20 protein-coding genes are annotated in these 19,949 nt (G+C 43.4%); 1 reads left to right on the forward strand and 19 read right to left on the reverse strand.

The window, feature by feature from the left end:
* Nucleotides 1-21: 21 nt before the first annotated feature.
* From BQ7344_RS04525 to BQ7344_RS15835, 12 genes are all read right to left on the reverse strand, one after another.
* Entirely contained in the window at nt 22-2,337 is a 2,316-nt protein-coding gene (locus tag BQ7344_RS04525) for a transglutaminase TgpA family protein (RefSeq protein ID WP_072521599.1), read from the reverse strand.
* Complete coding sequence (locus BQ7344_RS04530; protein WP_159431353.1) at nt 2,297-3,439, reverse strand: DUF58 domain-containing protein; 1,143 nt, start codon at nt 3,437-3,439, stop codon at nt 2,297-2,299. Before BQ7344_RS04530 ends, BQ7344_RS04525 begins: the two co-directional genes overlap by 41 nt.
* Nucleotides 3,440-3,478: 39 nt before the next feature.
* The gene (locus BQ7344_RS04535) at nt 3,479-4,414 is read right to left on the reverse strand and encodes an AAA family ATPase (protein ID WP_072521601.1); all 936 of its coding nucleotides are present in this window, start codon (nt 4,412-4,414) and stop codon (nt 3,479-3,481) included.
* Nucleotides 4,415-4,449: 35 nt separating this feature from the next.
* Nucleotides 4,450-5,406 (reverse strand): prenyltransferase/squalene oxidase repeat-containing protein, encoded by a 957-nt coding sequence (locus tag BQ7344_RS04540; protein ID WP_159431354.1) that lies wholly within the window; start codon nt 5,404-5,406, stop codon nt 4,450-4,452.
* A gap of 32 nt (nt 5,407-5,438) precedes the next feature.
* Entirely contained in the window at nt 5,439-5,978 is a 540-nt protein-coding gene (locus BQ7344_RS04545; protein WP_072521603.1) for a DUF4430 domain-containing protein, read from the reverse strand.
* On the reverse strand, nt 5,975-6,856 hold the full coding sequence (locus BQ7344_RS04550) for a leucine-rich repeat domain-containing protein (protein WP_072521604.1): 882 nt from the start codon (nt 6,854-6,856) through the stop codon (nt 5,975-5,977). Before BQ7344_RS04550 ends, BQ7344_RS04545 begins: the two co-directional genes overlap by 4 nt.
* A 219-nt stretch (nt 6,857-7,075) precedes the next feature.
* A complete protein-coding gene (locus tag BQ7344_RS04555) occupies nt 7,076-7,816 on the reverse strand; it encodes a sugar phosphate isomerase/epimerase family protein (RefSeq protein ID WP_072521605.1) in 741 nt (246 codons plus the stop codon).
* A gap of 28 nt (nt 7,817-7,844) precedes the next feature.
* Nucleotides 7,845-8,039, reverse strand: coding sequence for a DUF951 domain-containing protein (locus BQ7344_RS04560; RefSeq protein ID WP_015542371.1), 195 nt, complete (start codon nt 8,037-8,039; stop codon nt 7,845-7,847).
* A gap of 15 nt (nt 8,040-8,054) precedes the next feature.
* Nucleotides 8,055-8,786, reverse strand: a complete 732-nt coding sequence (locus BQ7344_RS04565; RefSeq protein WP_072521606.1) for an NAD-dependent protein deacylase — start codon at nt 8,784-8,786, stop codon at nt 8,055-8,057.
* A gap of 13 nt (nt 8,787-8,799) precedes the next feature.
* Complete coding sequence (gene srtB / locus BQ7344_RS04570) at nt 8,800-9,708, reverse strand: class B sortase (RefSeq protein ID WP_072521607.1); 909 nt, start codon at nt 9,706-9,708, stop codon at nt 8,800-8,802.
* Complete coding sequence (locus tag BQ7344_RS04575; RefSeq protein ID WP_083585485.1) at nt 9,671-10,417, reverse strand: DMT family transporter; 747 nt, start codon at nt 10,415-10,417, stop codon at nt 9,671-9,673. Before BQ7344_RS04575 ends, srtB begins: the two co-directional genes overlap by 38 nt.
* Nucleotides 10,418-10,423: 6 nt before the next feature.
* On the reverse strand, nt 10,424-10,627 hold the full coding sequence (locus BQ7344_RS15835; protein ID WP_083585486.1) for a hypothetical protein: 204 nt from the start codon (nt 10,625-10,627) through the stop codon (nt 10,424-10,426).
* Nucleotides 10,628-10,814: 187 nt separating this feature from the next.
* Between BQ7344_RS15835 and BQ7344_RS04580 the strand changes: the two genes are divergently transcribed.
* Nucleotides 10,815-12,047: a 6-phosphofructokinase gene (locus BQ7344_RS04580; RefSeq protein WP_072521608.1), complete on the forward strand. Its 1,233-nt coding sequence runs from the start codon at nt 10,815-10,817 to the stop codon at nt 12,045-12,047.
* A gap of 101 nt (nt 12,048-12,148) precedes the next feature.
* Here BQ7344_RS04580 and BQ7344_RS04585 read toward each other — a convergent pair whose 3' ends face one another.
* The 7 genes from BQ7344_RS04585 to fba form a co-directional block, all read right to left on the reverse strand.
* Nucleotides 12,149-13,546, reverse strand: a complete 1,398-nt coding sequence (locus BQ7344_RS04585) for a uracil-xanthine permease family protein (RefSeq protein ID WP_072521609.1) — start codon at nt 13,544-13,546, stop codon at nt 12,149-12,151.
* 202 nt (nt 13,547-13,748) lie between these two features.
* Complete coding sequence (locus tag BQ7344_RS04590) at nt 13,749-14,141, reverse strand: ABC transporter permease (protein ID WP_072521610.1); 393 nt, start codon at nt 14,139-14,141, stop codon at nt 13,749-13,751.
* A 233-nt stretch (nt 14,142-14,374) separates the two neighbouring features.
* A complete protein-coding gene (locus tag BQ7344_RS04595) occupies nt 14,375-15,463 on the reverse strand; it encodes a class II aldolase/adducin family protein (RefSeq protein ID WP_072521611.1) in 1,089 nt (362 codons plus the stop codon).
* A 133-nt stretch (nt 15,464-15,596) separates the two neighbouring features.
* Nucleotides 15,597-17,285, reverse strand: a complete 1,689-nt coding sequence (locus BQ7344_RS04600) for a S8 family peptidase (protein WP_072521612.1) — start codon at nt 17,283-17,285, stop codon at nt 15,597-15,599.
* Nucleotides 17,286-17,360: 75 nt separating this feature from the next.
* Nucleotides 17,361-18,119 (reverse strand): prolipoprotein diacylglyceryl transferase, encoded by a 759-nt coding sequence (locus BQ7344_RS04605; RefSeq protein WP_072521613.1) that lies wholly within the window; start codon nt 18,117-18,119, stop codon nt 17,361-17,363.
* Entirely contained in the window at nt 18,116-18,949 is an 834-nt protein-coding gene (locus BQ7344_RS04610) for an arginase family protein (RefSeq protein WP_235816040.1), read from the reverse strand. Before BQ7344_RS04610 ends, BQ7344_RS04605 begins: the two co-directional genes overlap by 4 nt.
* A gap of 130 nt (nt 18,950-19,079) precedes the next feature.
* The gene (fba, locus tag BQ7344_RS04615; protein ID WP_072521614.1) at nt 19,080-19,943 is read right to left on the reverse strand and encodes a class II fructose-1,6-bisphosphate aldolase; all 864 of its coding nucleotides are present in this window, start codon (nt 19,941-19,943) and stop codon (nt 19,080-19,082) included.
* Nucleotides 19,944-19,949: the final 6 nt, after the last annotated feature.

The following is a 19,949-nucleotide window of genomic DNA, read 5'->3' on the forward strand; positions in this document are numbered from 1 at the left end:
TCTCTGAATAATTTTTTTCTTTTACAGCAATCTTTCTATATATTTTATGATCCACAGATCATACCATCTGGTTTTTATCTTTAATTCTGTCTTTATTTTTTTCACACATTGTTCTGCGGTTTTTCTTTCTTCATCTGAGATGTTATGCGGACTGAATGCAGCTTTCTCACCAATCTGCCATGTATTCTCATAAGCTTCTGTCAGTTCATCCGTGTATGTTCCATGTGCATAAAGCTTTGCCGCATATCCGGTCATGGCTCTGACCGCAGCTCGGTTATCAGCAGCTGCAAATGCTTTTTTTCGTTTTGCCTCTGCAATGATCCGCTGACCACTGATTGCCAGGAAAAACATCATGCAGAAAATATCAAACACAAACAGTAAAAGAAGTAAAAATCTCGCCAGACCCATGATTGCAAGTTTCAGATTCCAATGTGTCTGAATCTCCTGCGAATTATCTGTCTTTGTTTCTGTTTCCGGCAGAGATGCCGCCTTGCTTCCCTCTGCCTCAAGTCCGACGGTAAGATCCGGTTCTTCCATAACTCCATAATATTCCGGAGTCATTTCCACCGGCACCCATCCGAGACCATCTATGTAGATTTCCGTCCATGCGTGACCGTTTTTACCCGAAATCTGAATGCCGGCACCTTTGTTTTTGTCTTTTATATCATCTGGTGTTACCAGATACCCTTCTACATAACGTGATGGTATTCCATAATAGCGGAACATCAGTGCTGCCGCTGTAGCATAATGAACACTGTGCCCGATTTTGGATTTTGTCAGGAAATTTTTCGTAAAATCTCCGGCTCCGTTATACACATCTGTCGCTGTACTGTATGTCATATTTTTTTCGAGATATGCGCGGATTCTTGAGATAGCAGTGTAATAATCTGTATGTCCCTGCTCTCTGTTTCCGGCATTTCCCAGCTCCTGTGTAAACAGGGCTTCCAAAACCGCCGGAAGTGCCGTATCTTCTTCATAGACAAATGCATTGTAATAGCTTTCGTCTTCTCTCAGATTGCGTGCATCACCTTTTGATAAAACCTGATATCCCTCTGCTCCCAATGTGGTGAAATCTTTCACGAGATTCCCCATAGACTTCAGCGTATAATCACGTTTTCCAAACAATCCGCCTGACCTTAGGGTACTGTCTGTCAGAGATGTTTCTCCGGTATATCCTTCCGGAAGTTCTGACATCTCGTAAGGTGTATAAAGATATCGGCTGTCCGCATTCTGATTCTGTATCCGGATACTGCCACTTTCCTTTGAAAGCGAGTCGTCTTCTACCACATTTCTTATTCCTGCAATCTGCATCTGTCCATAGAATCCATCCTGATGCAGCCAGTAAAACAGATCCCGGACTTTCCATGCGTCTGCAGTCGAAATTGATTTCCATTCATCCCCGTCATACACACTGCCTACAAATCCTCTGAGATAAAGCGAATCCGGCTGATCCATCTGTACTGTCAGCGCTGTATCATCAGATGCTGTCCAGGCACCGGCTGATTTCAGTCTGCCGTTCGGAAGACTGTTCACTTTTCCTGTCTTGAAGCGGAAGCGGTCTGTCTGATCCAGAAATTCCGTTCTGGCATTGGCAACAAGTTCGGAGCTCTGATACTGCTCCTGTGGCACGATCATCCGAAAAACGCCGCCACTCACTGCCACTGTCAGGCATACCAGAATTGCTCCTGCCAGAAATACCGCAGTATTTTCGACAAAATTCTGTCCTGTATTTCTTTCAGAATGCATCCTGTTTACAAGCAGAAATGAAGCCAGATAGAAGACAGCCAGTTTTACCCGACCTGGTTGAATATTCAGCATAAAAATCAACACCGGAAAGCCCATACTCCACAGAATCGTAATAAAACGCAGCCTCAGTCTGAGTACTGCAAAAGCCACCAGTCCGGTCACCAGCGCCAGCAGCATCCAGAATATAAACTGGTCATTTGCCATATTTTCTTCTGACACGGTATACTGAGTCAGGTAAATTCCTGCTTTGCTTCCCAGTACTTCTACCGTCTGATTCCACAATCCGGTCATTCCATTCTGAACATGAGTATGTAAAACCATAAACAATGCTGCTGCACATACAAAACACGCCACACCGACCGGTACTCCGAAGCGCTGCCATCTTTCAAGCAGAAGCCAGAGCAGAATGCTTCCTCCTGTCAAAGCGACAAACATGACAGGCGCATGGCCTTTCGTCAGTATATGAATCATTTCTTCTGTACCCACTCCAAATACCAGAGTCAACAGAACTGCTTCCAGAAGGATTCCCGGAAACAGTTTTTTATTAAATTTATTTATTTTTTGCTGTTCCTGTGAAATCCATAACTCCATTCATATTCCTCATTCCCAGTTCCTGATGATAATTTTCTTTTGTATAAATGATCTCATCTGTATTCCGGTCCGGATTCTGTCCACAGCGCAGTACCGTGACCAGTCCTTTCTGTTTCAGATATTGGACTTCATGGTCTTCCGCTTCCCCCGTAATGTAGATATAATTCGCAAAATTTTTTATTCCGGGATTCTTCATATATTCCCTGACTGTCTGCGCTTCTTTATTTCCGCCGCCATATCTCAGAAATAAGTACATAATATTTTCATATGCCTGCGCAGAATGAACCTTCTCTATATGCAGGCATCCATTTCTTCCGTCATATACCGCTGCCTGACATGGGATTTTTCTCTCCATGAAGCTCAGAAGCAGTGCTGAAAAAATTTCCATAACGGCTTCTGCTTTCTGCGGATTGCTTTCCTTCTGAAACGGTTCCGCAAGAATCAGCACTGCATCATCTACCGGAAAACTTTTTTCGCGGATCACTGTGCTGTCTAATTTGCCACTCAGTTTCCAGTGTATCTGTCTGACGCTGTCGCCCGGTCGGTATTCACGAATATCAAAAGTCTCACCCGGATCATCACCCGGGCGAAATGTCGAATAGCGGAAGCTTTCCATATCAAAGCCTTCCCGGGTCAGAACTGACAGATCCAGTGTCTGTCTTTCCGGCATTACTACAATATCTGCATGTGCATTTCCTTTTCGTTTCTTATGAAAAATCTGAAGGAAATCTCCACTTTCCCATTTTTCGAAAGAAAATCTCAGACATCCGCACCACTGACTGCTTCCTTCAAAAGTACATTTGATTTCATTTCTGCCCATCAGCGAAAACGGCAGCAGTATGTTTTTTTCTTCTCCGGTAAAGGTATTGTTACATGTTACTTCACCTTTCCCGTAAAAAACCGGCCACAGGGACTGGTTTTCCAGCTCCAGTTTTCCCTGAAAAATGCTGTCCTTTTCTGTCACACGAGGAAGTTTCAGTGTACTCTTTATATGTCTGCCCGACAGCTGACAATAAACTCCTGACATGACAAGCACCACACCGGATACCGCCAGTATGCATACATACAGATATTCTCCCGTATAAAGAGCAGCCAGTGCCATACATATAAACCAAATTACAATAAGAATCCTTTTTTTCATTTATCCCTCTACTTTTGGTGACGGTACTGTCTCAAGGATCTCACCCAAAATCTGTCTTGCTGTTTTTTCTTCATATCTTGCACGTGATTCAAGAACCATTCTGTGTCCTGCCACATCTTCAAAAACATTTACCACATCTTCCGGCACCATGTAATCACGTCCTGCCAGATATGCGGCAGCCTTTGCCATACGGCACAGCGCAAGCGTTCCACGCGGACTTAAACCCAGCATAATCAGTTCATGTTTTCTTGTTGCTTCTGCAAGATCCGCTATATAGGATAAAACTTCATCAGATACATATACTTTTCTGACCTGTGCCTGCAATTCAAGAATTTCCTCACTGTTCAGCACTGCTTTTGCATTCTGAAGTGGATTGACCTCCTGACGGTCACGAAGAATGTCTACCAAACTGCCATGGTCCGGATATCCCATTGTCGTACTGATCATAAAACGGTCAAGCTGTGATTCCGGAAGCATCTGTGTACCGGAAGACCCAACCGGGTTCTCTGTCGCAATTACAACAAACGGCTTCGGTACCGGATGACTCTCTCCGTCTACAGTTACCATTCCCTCTTCCATGACCTCAAGAAGCGCAGACTGCGTTTTGCTTGAAGTACGGTTGATCTCATCTGCCAGAAGCAGATTGCACATCACAGAACCCGGACGATAAATAAAACTATTGCTTTCTTTATCATACATCGTAAATCCTGTTACATCTGACGGTACAACATCCGGTGTAAACTGTATTCTCTGAAATTCCATTCCCATCAGTCGGCTGAGCGCCAGTGCTGTCGTTGTCTTTCCCACTCCCGGGACATCCTCCAGAAGTACATGCCCTTCTGCCAGAACCGCCATAATGATCTTGTCTGTGATCTCACTTTTTCCTTTTATGATCTTTGCCAGTTCTGTTCTGAGTTCTCTGATCTTATCTGCCACAGTTTTTCCTCCTGATTTCTGCGCTTATTTGCTTTTTATCTGTGATCTGTCATATCGTAAAAAGTATTTTTTTCATCCTGAAGTCTCTCATAGGAAACCAATGCACACAATGCCTGATCTGTTGCCATCGGATCACTTTCACCATCCTGTGTGTGCGAAAAACTGCCATCCTTCTGATAATACTTCATCAGAATGTCATACAGTCCTTTTCCATCCTTCTGAAAACGTTCATCTTTATTACAGTCGATTCCCACCGTACTTAAAGCAATCATCGTCTGCGATACCGATTCGGAACTTTTTTCTCCATATACGGTATAACCACCATCTGCATCCTGCGCATCTGCCAGAAATTCAATTCCACGATCAATTGTCTGCTGTACATTTTCCTCACTGCTATATGCTTCCAGACACTGTAAAGTCATCGCTGTTATATCGATATCCGCTTCATCTGCATTATCATCCATGGAAAAACCTCCGTCTGTTTTTTCCTGTTTCAAAATGTAGTTCAGATATTTCTGCTGAAGTTCTCCGTCTGTTTCTTCGCTGTCCGCATTCAGCGCCAGTAATGCAAATACCGCACCGTTCAGTCCCTGCGCAGTCACTGTATCAAAATCATCCAGTTTTTCTTTCAGATCATATCCGCCAATATTCGAAGCATCTTCCCCGATTGCCGTCAGAGCAAGAATCACTCTGGAATACTCCGTGTATTTATTTTCACTTAAGATTCCATCCTGTTCTTTCAGATATTTTTCTACATTTGCTCTGTATTTTTCAAAGTAATTACTGTCTACATTTTCTTCCGAGCGTGCCAGGGCAATTACTGTCCACTCCCCGCCAAGAGAATCCACTGCCGGATCTGTCACCGTTTCTTGTTCATAAGCGGCCGTTTTGTGAATTGCGTCTTTTAACTCAGGCGTCTTCGCACTGGTGCATCCCGTCATTGTAAGCACCAGTATCAATGCAAGTGCTGCCGGAATACCGTTTCGTTTCACTTTTTTATAAAGATACTTTTTCTTTGTACAAATCATTTTTCTGAATCTTTTCCTTTACTTTTTTCATATTTATTTCCGACATCTGCTCCAAGATTGCAGGTGTAACGCCATTCAATCTTATCACCGTCTTTCAGTTTGTACTCTGAGCATCCGTAGTTTGGATACTTTCCGTTTACACTGTACATCCAGCCGGAGTTTTTGCCACAGTCCATTTCATACAGCTGATTGATTCCTTCTATATAATAGCTTTTGTACAACGGAGTATACTTGGATGACATATGTATTCCATTTTCACCGCAGACTTTCTTCAATACATCAAAAACTGTTTCTCCGCCCTGAAAGGCAACCTCAGTCTCTTTAAGTATCCATCCATCTTCCGGAATAAATTCTTCTTTTGTCTTTTTCAGGTTATCCATATTATCCAGAATATTACTGCATTCAATAGAAATCGTACAGTTTCCATTCGGTAATTTTTCTCCGCCAAATGCACAACTGCTGAACCAGCAGCAAATAAGCATAATACAGCAGATAACAGCCAATGCTCTGGTTCTTTTTTCTGATTTTATTTTCAACCTTCTTTTCTCTCCATCATTTCTTCCACATATTCACATTTAAAGCCATATTCCTTTGCATAATGATCTACCTTACTGCCTTTTCGACAGACAAGTGTACAACTCTTGTTGATGATCCACGGTCCAATCTCATCCGGATCATGCAGAATCTCCAGACGTTCCAGTCTGCTGCATCCGTGAAATGCCCAGCGACCGATTGTCTTCACACTTTCAGGTATGTAGACTTCTCTTAAATGTTTACAGCGAAAAAAGGCACTTTCACCAATCACTTTCAAATTTGGCGGAAGCTCCAGTTTCTCCATCGCGCAGAAATAAAAGGCTTCCTCCCCAATTTCTCTCACCGTAACCGGTAAATTGATTTCCCTGAGCTCTTTACATCTGTAAAATGCCCTGCGCCCAATTACCTGCGTACGGAGTGGCAATCTGACGGTTGTAAGATTTACACAGGAATCAAACACTGCCTCTGAAATAACCGTACAACGTGAATTATTCGGAAACTTCACGATTCGAAGTGTATTACACTCCTGATATGCCTGTGCTCCCAGTCTCTCCAGTGACTCCGGAAAAACAACTTTTCGAAGTCTGTGATTTTCCGCAAATGCTCTTTTCTTTACTTCCAGCAAACCCTCTGGAAAAACTACTGCTTTCTGAAACTGGCATCCTTCAAATGCCTGTTTACCGATGATTCGGCATTCCTGTGGCAATACTACCTCATGTACTTTGCCATTATTTAGAAAACATTTATCGCCAATATATCTATATCCGGCAGGAATCCTGCCAGCCTCGCCGCCCCTTCTGTTTCGCTCATTCTGCGCAGTATATGTACGGACATCATATCTTAACTGATTCCACCCGATTTCAGTATTCAGTTTTTCCATGTCTCAATTTTCCCCCTAAAAACAATAAAAACAGAGTCCCATTCATAATGGGCCTCTGTCCTCTATACAACGTGTTAAATCTGACTTATTATGCAAGAAGCATATTCACAGCAGCTATTTGAACTGTTCCGGATTCTCACCGGATTACGTTAAACTGCCTTTTACGACAGACCACGCCTGGTTATCCAATTTTTTCTAAAGTATATCATTTTGATAAATTTATGTCAATAAAGACTGTACACATATCTGTACATCTTCTTTATTCATACATTCGATCGTCCATGTGCGTGTCTCCGTCCGCGGTAAATACGAAAGAACTTCTCTCCACGGCAGATTTCCTCTGCCAAGTCCAAGATGAGAATCTCTTTCTCCGGCATTGTCATGGATGTGAACATGGCGGACATAAGGTGCCAGTTCCTCTGCCCACTCAATAACCGAAATATCAGAGTAACAATGTGCATGCCCGATATCAAAGCAGAGTCCGAAGTCCGGATGCTCCACCTGCTCATATACATCACGCAGAAGCCGCCAGTCCTCATCGAGAACATTTTCCATATCAATTTCGAGTCCCTCTTTATCTTGCAGGAAATCGTTAAAGAACCGACTCACCTGATTCGCCCAGCCCTGACGGTAATATACTGCAGGGATCATTCCTGAATGGTATACGATTTTTTTTGCGCCAAGTAACTTACCGACCTGATAACACTGCTCAAACCGCTCCATCGTCACACGGCGGATCATGCTGTCAAATGTTGCCGGGATGAGATCCAGAAACGGGCCATGCAGTGTCAGTGGCGGATTTCCCATCTTTACAAGACGTTCTTTGTATGTTTCTATCGTTTTGTCCAGATGGTCAAGATTTTCCGAAATGGAAAATTCGATACTTTCCACTCCAAGTTCACTGCTTTTTAAAAGTTCCTGCATTTCTTCATCCGGCAGCAGATGACTGATATAGATCACGTTATTTGTTCGCTCCTTTGACAACAGATTATTCCTGCGTTTTTTTCTTTAAGTTTCTGGTGTTTTTTTCTACCATCTTACGTGGAACCATGATCATATGTCCGCATCCCATACATTTCAGACGGAAATCAGCTCCCACACGCAGGATCTCCCACTCTTTACTTCCACATGGATGTCCCTTTTTTAGGGTCACAATATCTCCAACATCATAGATAAGTCCCATGCTCTGTCATTCTCCTTATTTCTGATTTACTTTTATCTGTGAAAAGACCTGTCCGATCGGCTCCTTGATCAGAAGATCGGCATTTCTGTCTCTCGGTGTGGAGGATTTATTGATCACTACAAGCGCTTCGCCGCGGAAATAGTCAATAAGGCCAGCTGCCGGATATACTGCCAGCGACGTTCCTCCGATGATCAGAATCTGCGCATCCGAAATTGCTCTCACAGATTCTTCGATCGTATTTGTATCCAATCCCTCTTCATAAAGCACCACATCCGGCTTAATCATACCTCCGCATTCGCAGCGCGGCACACCGGTACTGTGTTTCATATGTGCGAAGTCAAAAGATTTTCCACAGCGCATGCAGTGATTACGGTAAACACTTCCATGAAGCTCCAGTACCTTCTGACTGCCTGCCATCTGATGAAGGTTATCAATATTCTGTGTGATCACCGCTTTGAGTTTACCTGCCTTTTCAAGTTCGGCAAGTTTCAGATGTGCAGCATTCGGTTTCGCTGTATCACATAGCATCTTATCACGATAAAATTTGTAAAATTCATCCGGATGGCTTAAGAAAAAGCTGTGGCTTAAAATTGTCTCCGGCGGAAAGTCATATTTCTGATGATAAAGTCCATCCTGAGAACGGAAATCCGGTATTCCACTCTCTGTCGAAACACCGGCACCTCCAAAAAATACGATGTTGTCATGCCCATCGATCAGTTCCTGTAATTTCATAATCTTTTCATCCATGGAAAACCCTCCCTTATCCTGCGATATCAAGAGATATCTCATCCGTATTTTCCTCATCTGCTGTACTGTCCGTATTCGTCGCAGCACCATCTGCACCATCTGCATCCTCCGCATCAACTCTCTTACCCTGCACAACAAAACGGGTAGATTCATTGCCGGTACAGGTAGACAATGTCACGATCTTATCTTTGATCGTAAGATCTGTATCATCTGTCTGGATTTCGGAATAACCTTTTATCGTCTCCAGGTATTTCTCGAACTCTTCGCCCGGACCTTTAAACAATGTATAGGTATCGCTGTTTACACCGGTTGTATAAGCAGAAATGATCTCGTAACGGTAATTGCGCTCCGGTGTCAGGATCCAAAAATATTTATCCTGCTTATAAAGCTTGTCATCCTCTCTGAACTTCTTCAGATGTCCGAACATCGAACCATTCTTCATATTATGGCCATATACAAGTGTATTACAATCGCTGAAATCACCACTGTTTTCATAATCTACAAAGATTGTTCCGGCAAAGTTGTAATTTTTCTCATAGGTTTGATGCAGGTATGTCTGGTTATCTTTACCTTTGACGATCGGATAGCTGATATCCGGAAGTGCATCTACATAAATCCATCCCACAACATCCTCATTGACACTCTTGAGTTTGTCAAAATCCACCTCGATCGGCGGTTTTAATTGTGCATTTGGTCCGGCAACTTCGGCACTGTCAGCATCACGCTCGGTAACTGCCATTTCCTCGATCTGATTGTATTCATCTGTACCTTTTTTGTATTCTGTGTAAATATGGTAGAGATTAAATGCCGCGTAGCAGAAAACCACGATTGCCGCGATCAGTGCGATCGTCAGCAGCACATCACTCTTCTTTTTTTTCTTTTGTTCAGGCTGTTTCTGAGTGTTGTTTTTGTTTTCTTCCATAATCATACTCCTTAGGCTTAGTTTTATTGCTGCGTACCTTTTCGGGCATTCCAAGAAGGACAATTGCGATCACAGTCAGGAACAGTCCGATAAATTCGATTGCGGCCGGCATCTCCCCGAAACAGAAAATACCGAATACCATCGCTGCCACCGGCTCACCGGCTGCAAGAATGGAGACTTTCCCCGCATCCATATACTGAAAACCAATCGTATAAAATGTATACGGAAGAACTGCACCACAGATTGCATGAAGTACCATAAATATAGCACCATGCACAGGAGCTTCTGTAAAATACGCTCCAAGGATCTTCCAGTCGGTAAACGGAATCAACGTCACTGCAATCACAACCATACAGTAAAACGTGATCGTCAGTCCGGAATAGCCTCTTTTCATGGCAATTTTGGTAAACAGGCTGTACATGGCATAAAAAACACCGCTTGCCACTCCGAGAAGAATCCCGTAACCGCTGATTTTCATACCTCCAAGGTTTTCCAGCAATCCGCTTGCAAGACTGCATCCGAAGACTGCAAGTGCTGCACAGCCGGCCTTACGTATAGTGATCTTTTCTTTAAAAAACACTCTCTCAAGAATCAGGACATACACCGGTGACAGGCTCAGAAGTACTGTTGCCAGTGACAGGTGTACATAATTTACTGCTTCATTATAAGTAAGATTTACCCCAAACATGCCCAGCCAGCTTGCCAGCACAAAGATTCACAGATCCTTCAGACGTATTTTCAGCTGGCTCTTATCAATTACAGCAATCCCTATCAGCATCAGAATCACAGAAATCATCGTTCGTGATCCGACGATCGTCGCAGTGTCCATTCCATAGCCGCTTAAAGACCGTATAAAAATCCCGACAGAACCCCACAGGATTCCTGCTGATACCGGGAAAAACCAGGCAACTTTTTTCATTTGTACTCTCCTCGTCTATATCTCATCTGTTTGTTACTGTTCACTCCGTTCACAGTAACTCTGTTTCTCCCATGATATCACTTTTTCACAAAAATGGCTATGAGATTTTCCCATGATATGTTAAAATGAATTTATTATGGTTACTGTTCGCAGCAATCTAATATTATCCTAATCGGAGGTAGATACAATGGCAAAAAAAAATCTTATTGTCGGTCAGTCCGGCGGACCTACTGCCGTTATCAACAGCAGTCTCTATGGAGTTGTCTCTGAAGGTCTTTCCCATCCGGACACGATTGAGCATGTATATGGTATGGTAAACGGTATCGAAGGATTCCTTAATGACCGTGTACTTGATTTTGAAGAAGCTCTTCCCGGCGAAAAGCTTGAATATTTAACTCATACCCCGGGTGCTTATCTCGGTTCCTGCCGCTACAAACTGCCGGAATCTCTCGAAGATCCGGTTTATCCGGCACTTTTCCGCAAATTTGAGGAGCTCAATATCGGTTGGTTCTTCTATATTGGTGGCAATGATTCCATGGATACCGTCAGTAAACTTTCCCGCTACGCGGCAAGCATTGGCAGTTCTATCCGCGTGATCGGTGAACCGAAGACGATTGATAATGATCTGGTAAATACCGACCATACCCCGGGCTTCGGAAGTGCCGCCAAATACGTTGCTTCCACAGTCCGTGAAATCACGACAGATGCCAACGTCTACGAAAAAAAATCCGTCACGATCATCGAGATCATGGGACGTCATGCCGGATGGCTCACTGCTGCCAGTGCCCTTGCGCGTAAATACGAAGGAGACAATCCTCTGTTCATTTACCTTCCGGAAGTTGCCTTTGACCAGGATGCTTTCCTGCGTGATCTTGAAAAAGCTTTTGAGAAAAACTGTAATCTTATCGTCTGTGTTTCCGAAGGTATTCACGATGCTGACGGCACCTTCATCTGCGAATACGATAGTTCTGTAGGTACAGATACTTTTGGTCATAAGATGCTTGCCGGATGCGGCAAATATCTGGAAAATCTCGTGCGCAGCCGCCTTGGTGTCAAAGCACGCTCCGTTGAGCTTAATGTCAGCCAGCGCTGCTCTGCTACATTAATTTCCGCAACAGATCAGCAGGAGGCCATTGCCGCCGGAAAATTCGGTGTACAGGCTGCCCTTGACGGAGAAACAGGAAAGATGGTTTCTTTTATCCGCCAGACAGACACAGCAGGATCCTATCAGATGGTTTGCGGACTTGAAGATGTCAACGCCATCTGCAATGAAGAAAAAACAGTTCCTGTTGAATGGATCACTCCGGACGGACACGATGTTACCGAAGATTTTATCTATTATGCCCGTCCGCTGATTCAGGGAAATATTAACGTTCCACTCGGAGAAGATGGTCTGCCGGAATTTGTATATCGTAAATAATTTTGATTCAGAACATTTAATTCTGATTGATGCAGCATAAACAAAAAGACAGCGGCGAATAATTCGTCACTGTCTTTTTTATTGTATATGATATATACTTCTTAATGCTGTTCAAATTCTTCATGGTCTTTGCGGATACGTTCTTTGACTCTCTTTCTGAGTCTTGCTTCATATTTCCTTTCATCACAGCTCTTCGGCAGTATGATGTTCAATATAACTGCGATTAATGTTGCAAGTACGACCGGAGATTTACCAAAAATCGTTGTTACCCACCCCGGAAAACTTGCAAGTGCCGCGGATGCCTGTGAAACACCCACACCAATTGCTGCCGCAAGACCAACGATTGAGGAATTTCGGTAATCCATCTCTTCGGACGCTACCAGCTTCATTCCGGTCATGGCGATCGAAGCAAATACAGAAACCGTCGCGCCACCAAGAACACACTGTGGAATCGTAGTCAGCAGCGCTGAAAACTTCGGTACGATTCCTGCGACACCAAGGATCACAGCTGCCAGTCCAAGCACCCAGCGATTAATAACCTTTGTCGTTGTCACGATACCAACATTCTGACTGTACGTTGCTGTCGGAAGTCCGCCAAGCAGAGCTCCGATTATATTTGTTACTCCATATGCGGTGATACCATTCTGTAATTCTCTGTCTTCCGGTTCACGATCCATAGCACCGATCGTTGTCGCAGAATAATCTCCGATTGCCTGAACAGAGTTGATTGCAAACAGCAGCCCGATTGCCACACAGGCAGAAATCTCAAAATGAATTCCAAAATGCATGAACTGCGGAAGCTGAAACATTTTTGCCTGTCCAACACTTGACAGACTGACCATTCCAAACGGAATTGAAACCACGTATCCTACAATGATACCAATTAAAATAGAGGCCAGTTTCAGAATTCCCCTGCCAAAATGATTCAGTCCTGTCACAACCGCCAGTGTCAGAAATGCCACAAGCCAGTTCTGCCAGGAACCATAATCCGAATTACTTGTTCCGCCGGCCATATAATTAATTGCTGTCGGATAAAGGGAAAGTCCGATTGTAAATACAACGGTTCCCGTAATCAGCGGCGGGAAAAATACGCGGATTTTTTTAACCAGAAGTCCCATGATAATTGCCACAATGCCGCCAATGATCTGTGCTCCCAGAATCGTACTGATTCCGTACCCTTCTGCGATTGCCTGCATACTCGGTACATAGGCAAAACTTACTCCCATGATCATAGGAAGACCGGATCCTAAATTAAATCCCTTCTTCTTTCCAATTGGAAATAACTGGAGCAATGTGGACAATGCCGATACCACCAGCGATGCCTGAATCAGAATCACTCTGTCTTTTGCCCTTAATCCATCACCACCTACTGCTCCGGCTACAATGATTGCCGGTGTAACGCAACCCACAATCATTGCAACTACATGCTGCAATGCCAGCGGAAGTGCCTCCTGAAATTTCGGAATGCCGTTCAGTTCAAAAATGCTTCCTCTTTTCATGTTTCCTCCTGACTGGTTTTCAATACGATCTCCTCGTTTGTATATTGAAAATCCAATTTGACTGTTATTTATTGAACAGTCCTATTTTTCTTGTAATTATAACAAATTTCAGGCTCAAAAACAATTCGTGAGGTTTAAAAGTTTTGCCGTCATTGCTACCAAATTTTCACATGCATTTTTGTATACTTTTCTGTGATTTTCTTTATTTTACCAATTCAAAGAAATCTGTCAGATCATCCGTCTCACACTCACCTTTTTCCATCCAGAAATCTGCCATTTGCCGGCACCCAACGTTTTTGCCGCATTTATCATGTTTCGGTCTACACCGGATACCGTATCGCATACCTACCGGAAGTGCTACGATCACAGACCAGATCCAGCCTACTAAAACTCTGGCTGTGGATTCCCAGCAGTTTGCCCACAGCGAACCGTCTTTCGCCATCTCTATGATTTTCTTTACTACTTCTGTAGGACTTGGCAAAAACAAATCGCTGATCAGTCCCCCGTAAGTTGCTATGCACCAGAATCCAATGATCAGTGCAAAACATATTCCTGATAAAATCTTTCCGTTATCTCTTACTGTCTTTTTCTTCATGTCTGCATTCTTTTCTTTTTCGTTCTACCACGCTACCGTGTTGTAGCAGTGATATGTCAACCTATATTTTCTCAAAAAGCAAGGATTTTTTTCAACGTAAAACATTTTTCCAGAAAAAAAGAACCATCCATGAGTACGGTTTCTTTAAATAATCCGTACTCTGAATGATTCTTTATTTTTTCTGCTTATATTATATATCCGTCTGAAACACTCTTATGAGATTTTTCAGATCATTATTTCTTACTGCGGTATGCTTCTGCTTCCCAGTGTGTAATAAAATATGTAATCTCATCTGTCATCTGCAGTGGACCACCAAAACTTTCCGCATATACGGCAAGCTTAATGGCATCTTTTACCAGAAGCTGTGCCTTCGCTGCTTTCTCCTTATCGTCTTCCATGATAAATGCACCTATACCCTGTACAAGGATCAGACGTGGCTCTTTGTCATTCTCTTTCATAAATGCGTCCAGCACTTCTTTTGCCTGATCAATATTTTCTACAAATAACGGATATGGTCCGCAATATACAATGTGATCCGGTGTAAATGGTTTCAGAAGCGGTGCTGCTGATGTTTTATCTTTTACAAAATTATCAGCTTCTGCAGCCGGTACAACTTCTACTACATGTCCGAGTAACTGAGAAAGCTTCTGTGCCGCCTGCTCTTTTTCCGGTGTAACAGCATCACTTACATCGGCTGTTCTCTTAACCTGTTTTTCTAATTTACTGATCACACTATCAAATAACACACCAATTTCTTCTACTGTATTTGCTGCAACAAAAATTCCGTGATTCTGAAGCAGAAGTATCTGAACATCTTTTCCGTATTTCTCTTTATATGCATTCATTTTTTCGAAGCAAAGACGTGCAAGTGTATAGCCTGGTTTGCAAATATCGATCCAGAGCACTTCCCTACCAAGAAGTTCTTCGCAAAGCGCCTGCGCACCTTTTCCACAGGTCAGTCCATTAATAAGGGTCGGATGAACATGCAGTACGTAAGTATATGCAAATAAATTGTGAAGCAGTGCTTCTACGCTTGGACGCTTTGTTTTGTCATCGTCCGTTACAGCTGCCATTACATCTGCAAGATATGCAGCTTCACGTTCAACATCGTTTTTCGGATATTCCGTCTTCATGATTTCGTTCAGGCGTGCTCTGTCCATTTTGACAAATCCTTCTGCCTTAATTGTGGCAAGCTGTGTGCCGGAACCTTTTACATAAAGTGCAGTATCGTTTTTGACGGAGGTGTTACCACCGCCTGCCAGCACATAAGCCGGGTTACTTCCGTATGTGTTTGACATTTTTACTAAAGTTGAAAGATCCATAAGTCTAATTCCTCCTCATTTGTCGTTATGTAGTTTTCCACTTCTCATTGTACACGATATCAAACGATTTAGCTATGTAAATTTCATTATTTGATATCTGTAATCTAAAATAGATTCTTTGTCTCTCATTTTCTCACGTCAGCAGCTCGAACGTATGATACAGATCCAGTCTTCCATAACCCCATTCCGGATTAGGGTAGATCAGATTCAGATCGCGGACTGCGCCTCTGCTCAGATAATTTTTTACGCTGTTTCCGGTAAAGTAGGGCTCGTTTTCCCGAATCAGTGACCATTCAAATAAAAGCGCCGCCATTCCTGCTGTCTGAGCTGCCGCAAGGCTGGTTCCTGTTGCGGGGGCAAATTCTGCACCAGCTCCGATCGAAGCCGTCAGGATATCCACTCCGGGCGCTGCAAAATCCGGTTTTACCACATTTTCTGTATTATATCCGCGGCTTGCCTGCACATACAGGCTGTTGTCCCGGTACTGATATGCCGTAACGGTCATCGCATCCGCCGCATCCCCCGGTGATGTAACCGTATACTCTGGCGAGGGTTCCAGAAAATATGTATCATCCGAAATCATTCCACGTACTGGAAGCCACATGTGAAATCGGCTTTCCCCGGGTATTCTCTCTCCCACCAGAAACTTCCATATACCGACAGCCGGATGCAGAAACCGAATAAAAATCAGTGTATTTCCCGTACGCCGCTCAATCGGCACATAATTCACCAACACTTTTGTCTCGACAAATACAAAATACAGTTCCTGTGTGCTGTTTTTTAAAGAAGTGCTGATCGATAACTGTTCTCCTGTCGGCGACTGGATCGTCATAGAATAAAAATTAGGAGAGTCTCCCCAGAATTCCAACATAAATCCTCGAGTACTCTCCTTTTCGCCCACACGCAGTTCTATTGTATCTTTAATATTCGCTGCGCTCAGTGTCTTCATATAATGGTGTCTTGCTGTGCCTTCGTTTCCGGCAGGCACTGAAACAGCATTCTGACTGAATGCCGCAATACTGTTGATATATTCATTCAGTGGTCCCTCTCCCTGATGCGCGCCCATACTGCTGCCGAGTCCAATACAGATTGACAGCGGTTTCTGATTTTCTGCCGCCACACGCAGGACATACGCAATCGCAAGCATGATATCATCTTCCTGATAAATATCCGCCTCCTGCGGAAGAAGATATAAATCACGCAGATACCGCTTTGCCTGTTTTAGTTTGACAACTACAAGTTCCGCCTCCGGGGCAGCGCCGGAAAAGCCTTCTTTTTCGATACTGTAACCTGCCGCCGTGGCAGCTACTTCCGTTCCGTGCCCGCTTTTATCCATTGATGGAACCACTTCCCACGGATTTTCTGCCGAAAGAGCCTGCTCAATCTCCCCTCGGTTAAACTCTCTTCCAAACGGAATCCTCTCCGTCAGGCCACTTTCCAGTTCCTGATCCCAGATACTCAGAATTTTACTGGTCATTCCCCTGTGAAATGCCGGATGCAGATAATCAATTCCGGAATCAATTATTGCCACCAGTGTTCCGCTGCCCTTAAGCTTCAGATATGGATGCCCATGAAGTCTTGTTACCCCTGACGCGCTCAGCGCACCAGTATCCATATATGTATAGCATCTTGGAATAGACGAATAAGAATAACTGTTTAATGCCAGTTCCGGGATTTCCTGTATCGGTACATATAATACCCCAAACAGGTCATTGATGATCTGAAATCTCTCATCCGGCTGATATTCCGGTACTCCCTCTATATTCTGCTTATAACGGATAATAAAATTTTCGTATTGCTGATTCTGTGCCGGTATGCTCATCTTCTCTGCCCCGGTTCTTCTGCTCTTTCCTTACAGCCTATGCAAAAATTTCCTCTTTATGAATCCGTTAAAACCTTATGCATTTTTCTTTTTTGTACGTGTAATCAGAATCGCAATTCCTGCCGCCAGAATAAACAGGCTGATAAACTGTGAAGTCGATAGGCTTCCCACACTTCCACGGATCAAATCTCCACGGAAAAATTCCAGCACAAATCTTCCGATACTGTAAAAAATCAGGTAAAAAGCCGCAACCTGTCCGTCTGCCTTTTTACGTCTTGCAATATACAAAAGAATACCAAAATGCAGGAAATCAAGAATACTTGAATAAAGCTGTGTCGGAATCAGAGCCACATGATTCGGTGCAAAGTCAGAATTCTGGAAAGTGACGGATATAATACTGTCTGTTTCTCTTCCGTAACAGCATCCTGCCAGAAAACATCCAATTCTTCCAAAGCCCTGTGCCAGTGCTACGGACGGCATCACAAGGTCAAAATATTTCCAGAAATATGCTTTTTTGATCCGGCAATACATCCAGCCTGCCAGAATACCACCGATAATTCCGCCATATACCACAAATCCATCTGCCAGCGTGTCAAAGAAAAATCCCGGATCTTCTGCAATGCTTTTCCATTCTGTGATCCAGAACAGAAGCTTTGCAAAGAGAAGACCACCCATCAGGCACCAGAGAACAAGTGAAAACACATGCTCACTGTCCAGATTTTGTTTCTTAGCTCTGTATTCTGTAACGATCCATGCTGCCAGCACACCTGTCGCGATCATAAAGCCATAACCATAAACAGTCAGCGGTCCGATCGTAAAAAGTTCATTTTTCATTCCGAGCCCATCCTTTCAGATGATTTTTGCATTTTCTCCCACAGTCTCAAAATTGCCTCATTCGCGTGATCATTCAAAAAATCCTCGCTGCAGGAATCCATATCACACTCACCGCAGACATCCATTCCAAGTATATTCTGTCGCTCCAGTACAAGCTCAAGAAAGCTCATAAGTTCCGAAAGGTGCATATCCCCCTGGCTCCATGTAGTCGAAGCATCTCCTTTACAAAGAACATCCTTGTCCACCGAAACATACAGTGGCAGATCTTCAGATAGATTATTAAAGAAACCCTCTTTCTCCTCTGTCGTCATCGTACTTAGTTTCTCTCGGGATAAAAAAAGGACTTTTTGCTGCAAATCCGGCTCAACCTGTGTATAAGCTTCTTCATCCGGACCAACAAGAATCACTTCCTGCAGAAGTGGAAGTTCCTCCAGTGATGCCGCAATCCATCCGCCACAGGACAAAAGCCCGCCAAATGCCGGTGGCTGCATATCTGTATGATTGTCAAAAACAAGCAGGCGAAATGGTATCTGCAGTTTTTCCAGCCATAAACGTGTCATATAGTGATAGTTTCCAGAATCAATGAAATGAAGCCCCTTTCCTGTAAAAGCCTGAATTTCCTTTCGTATCCGGTCAGACGCCTCAGCGTCACAATAGCAGTTACAGCCGGACAGATCACTTAATTCTGTCCAGGATATTTCTTCTTCTGCATAATTCTTATAAAAGTTCTGATTTTTATAAATCCCGGAGAAATTCGTTATGACTGTTTCTTTAAAATCAATTGTCTGCGTTATTCTGTTATTTTTGTTTTTCTCTGTATTTTTCATCATGACGCTATCTTAACATGAAAAGTTACTGCGAACAAGTCTGTCAGTACACATATATCCTGTATGTCAAAAAAAGGAACCGGTGCCGGGCACCGATTCCTTATGATTCTCCCTAACGGGTATTATGCAATTCTCAGGCTTTTCCAACAGAACCGAAAAGTTCCATTTTTTCTTTAACAGTAGCTTTGATTGCTTCTGTTCCAGGAGCAAGAAGTTTACGTGGGTCAAATCCTTTACCCTGCTGATCTTTGCCTTCTTCGATGTATTTACGTGTAGCTGCTGCGAAGGAAAGCTGGCACTCAGTATTAACGTTAATTTTAGATACACCAAGATCGATTGCTTTCTTAATCATATCTGCCGGGATACCTGTACCACCATGAAGTACAAGTGGCATATCTCCTGTAAGCTGCTGGATAGCATCCAGAGTTTCGAAACTTAAGCCTTTCCAGTTTGCAGGATATTTACCATGGATGTTACCGATACCTGCTGCAAGGAAATCAATACCAAGATCTGCAACCATCTTGCATTCCTGAGGATCTGCGCATTCACCCATGCCTACAACACCGTCTTCTTCACCACCAATGGAACCAACTTCTGCTTCCAGAGACATTCCATGCTCAGCAACGATCTTAACCAGTTCTTTTGTTTTTGCTACGTTCTCTTCGATCGGATAATGGGAACCATCAAACATGATAGATGTGAAACCTGCTTCTACGCATTTCAGGCATCCTTCATAGCTGCCGTGATCAAGGTGAAGTGCAACCGGAACAGTGATGTTCAGTTCTTCCAGCATACCTTTAACCATACCAACAACTGTTTTGTAACCTGTCATGTATTTTCCTGCACCTTCGGATACACCAAGGATAACCGGGGAGTTGAGTTCCTGTGCGGTAAGCAGGATTGCTTTTGTCCACTCAAGGTTGTTAATGTTGAACTGACCAACTGCATAATGACCAGCTTTTGCTTTTTTCAACATTTCTGAAGCGTTTACTAACATGATAAA

This window comes from Blautia sp. Marseille-P3087, assembly GCF_900120195.1.
GTDB lineage: Bacteria > Bacillota > Clostridia > Lachnospirales > Lachnospiraceae > Blautia_A.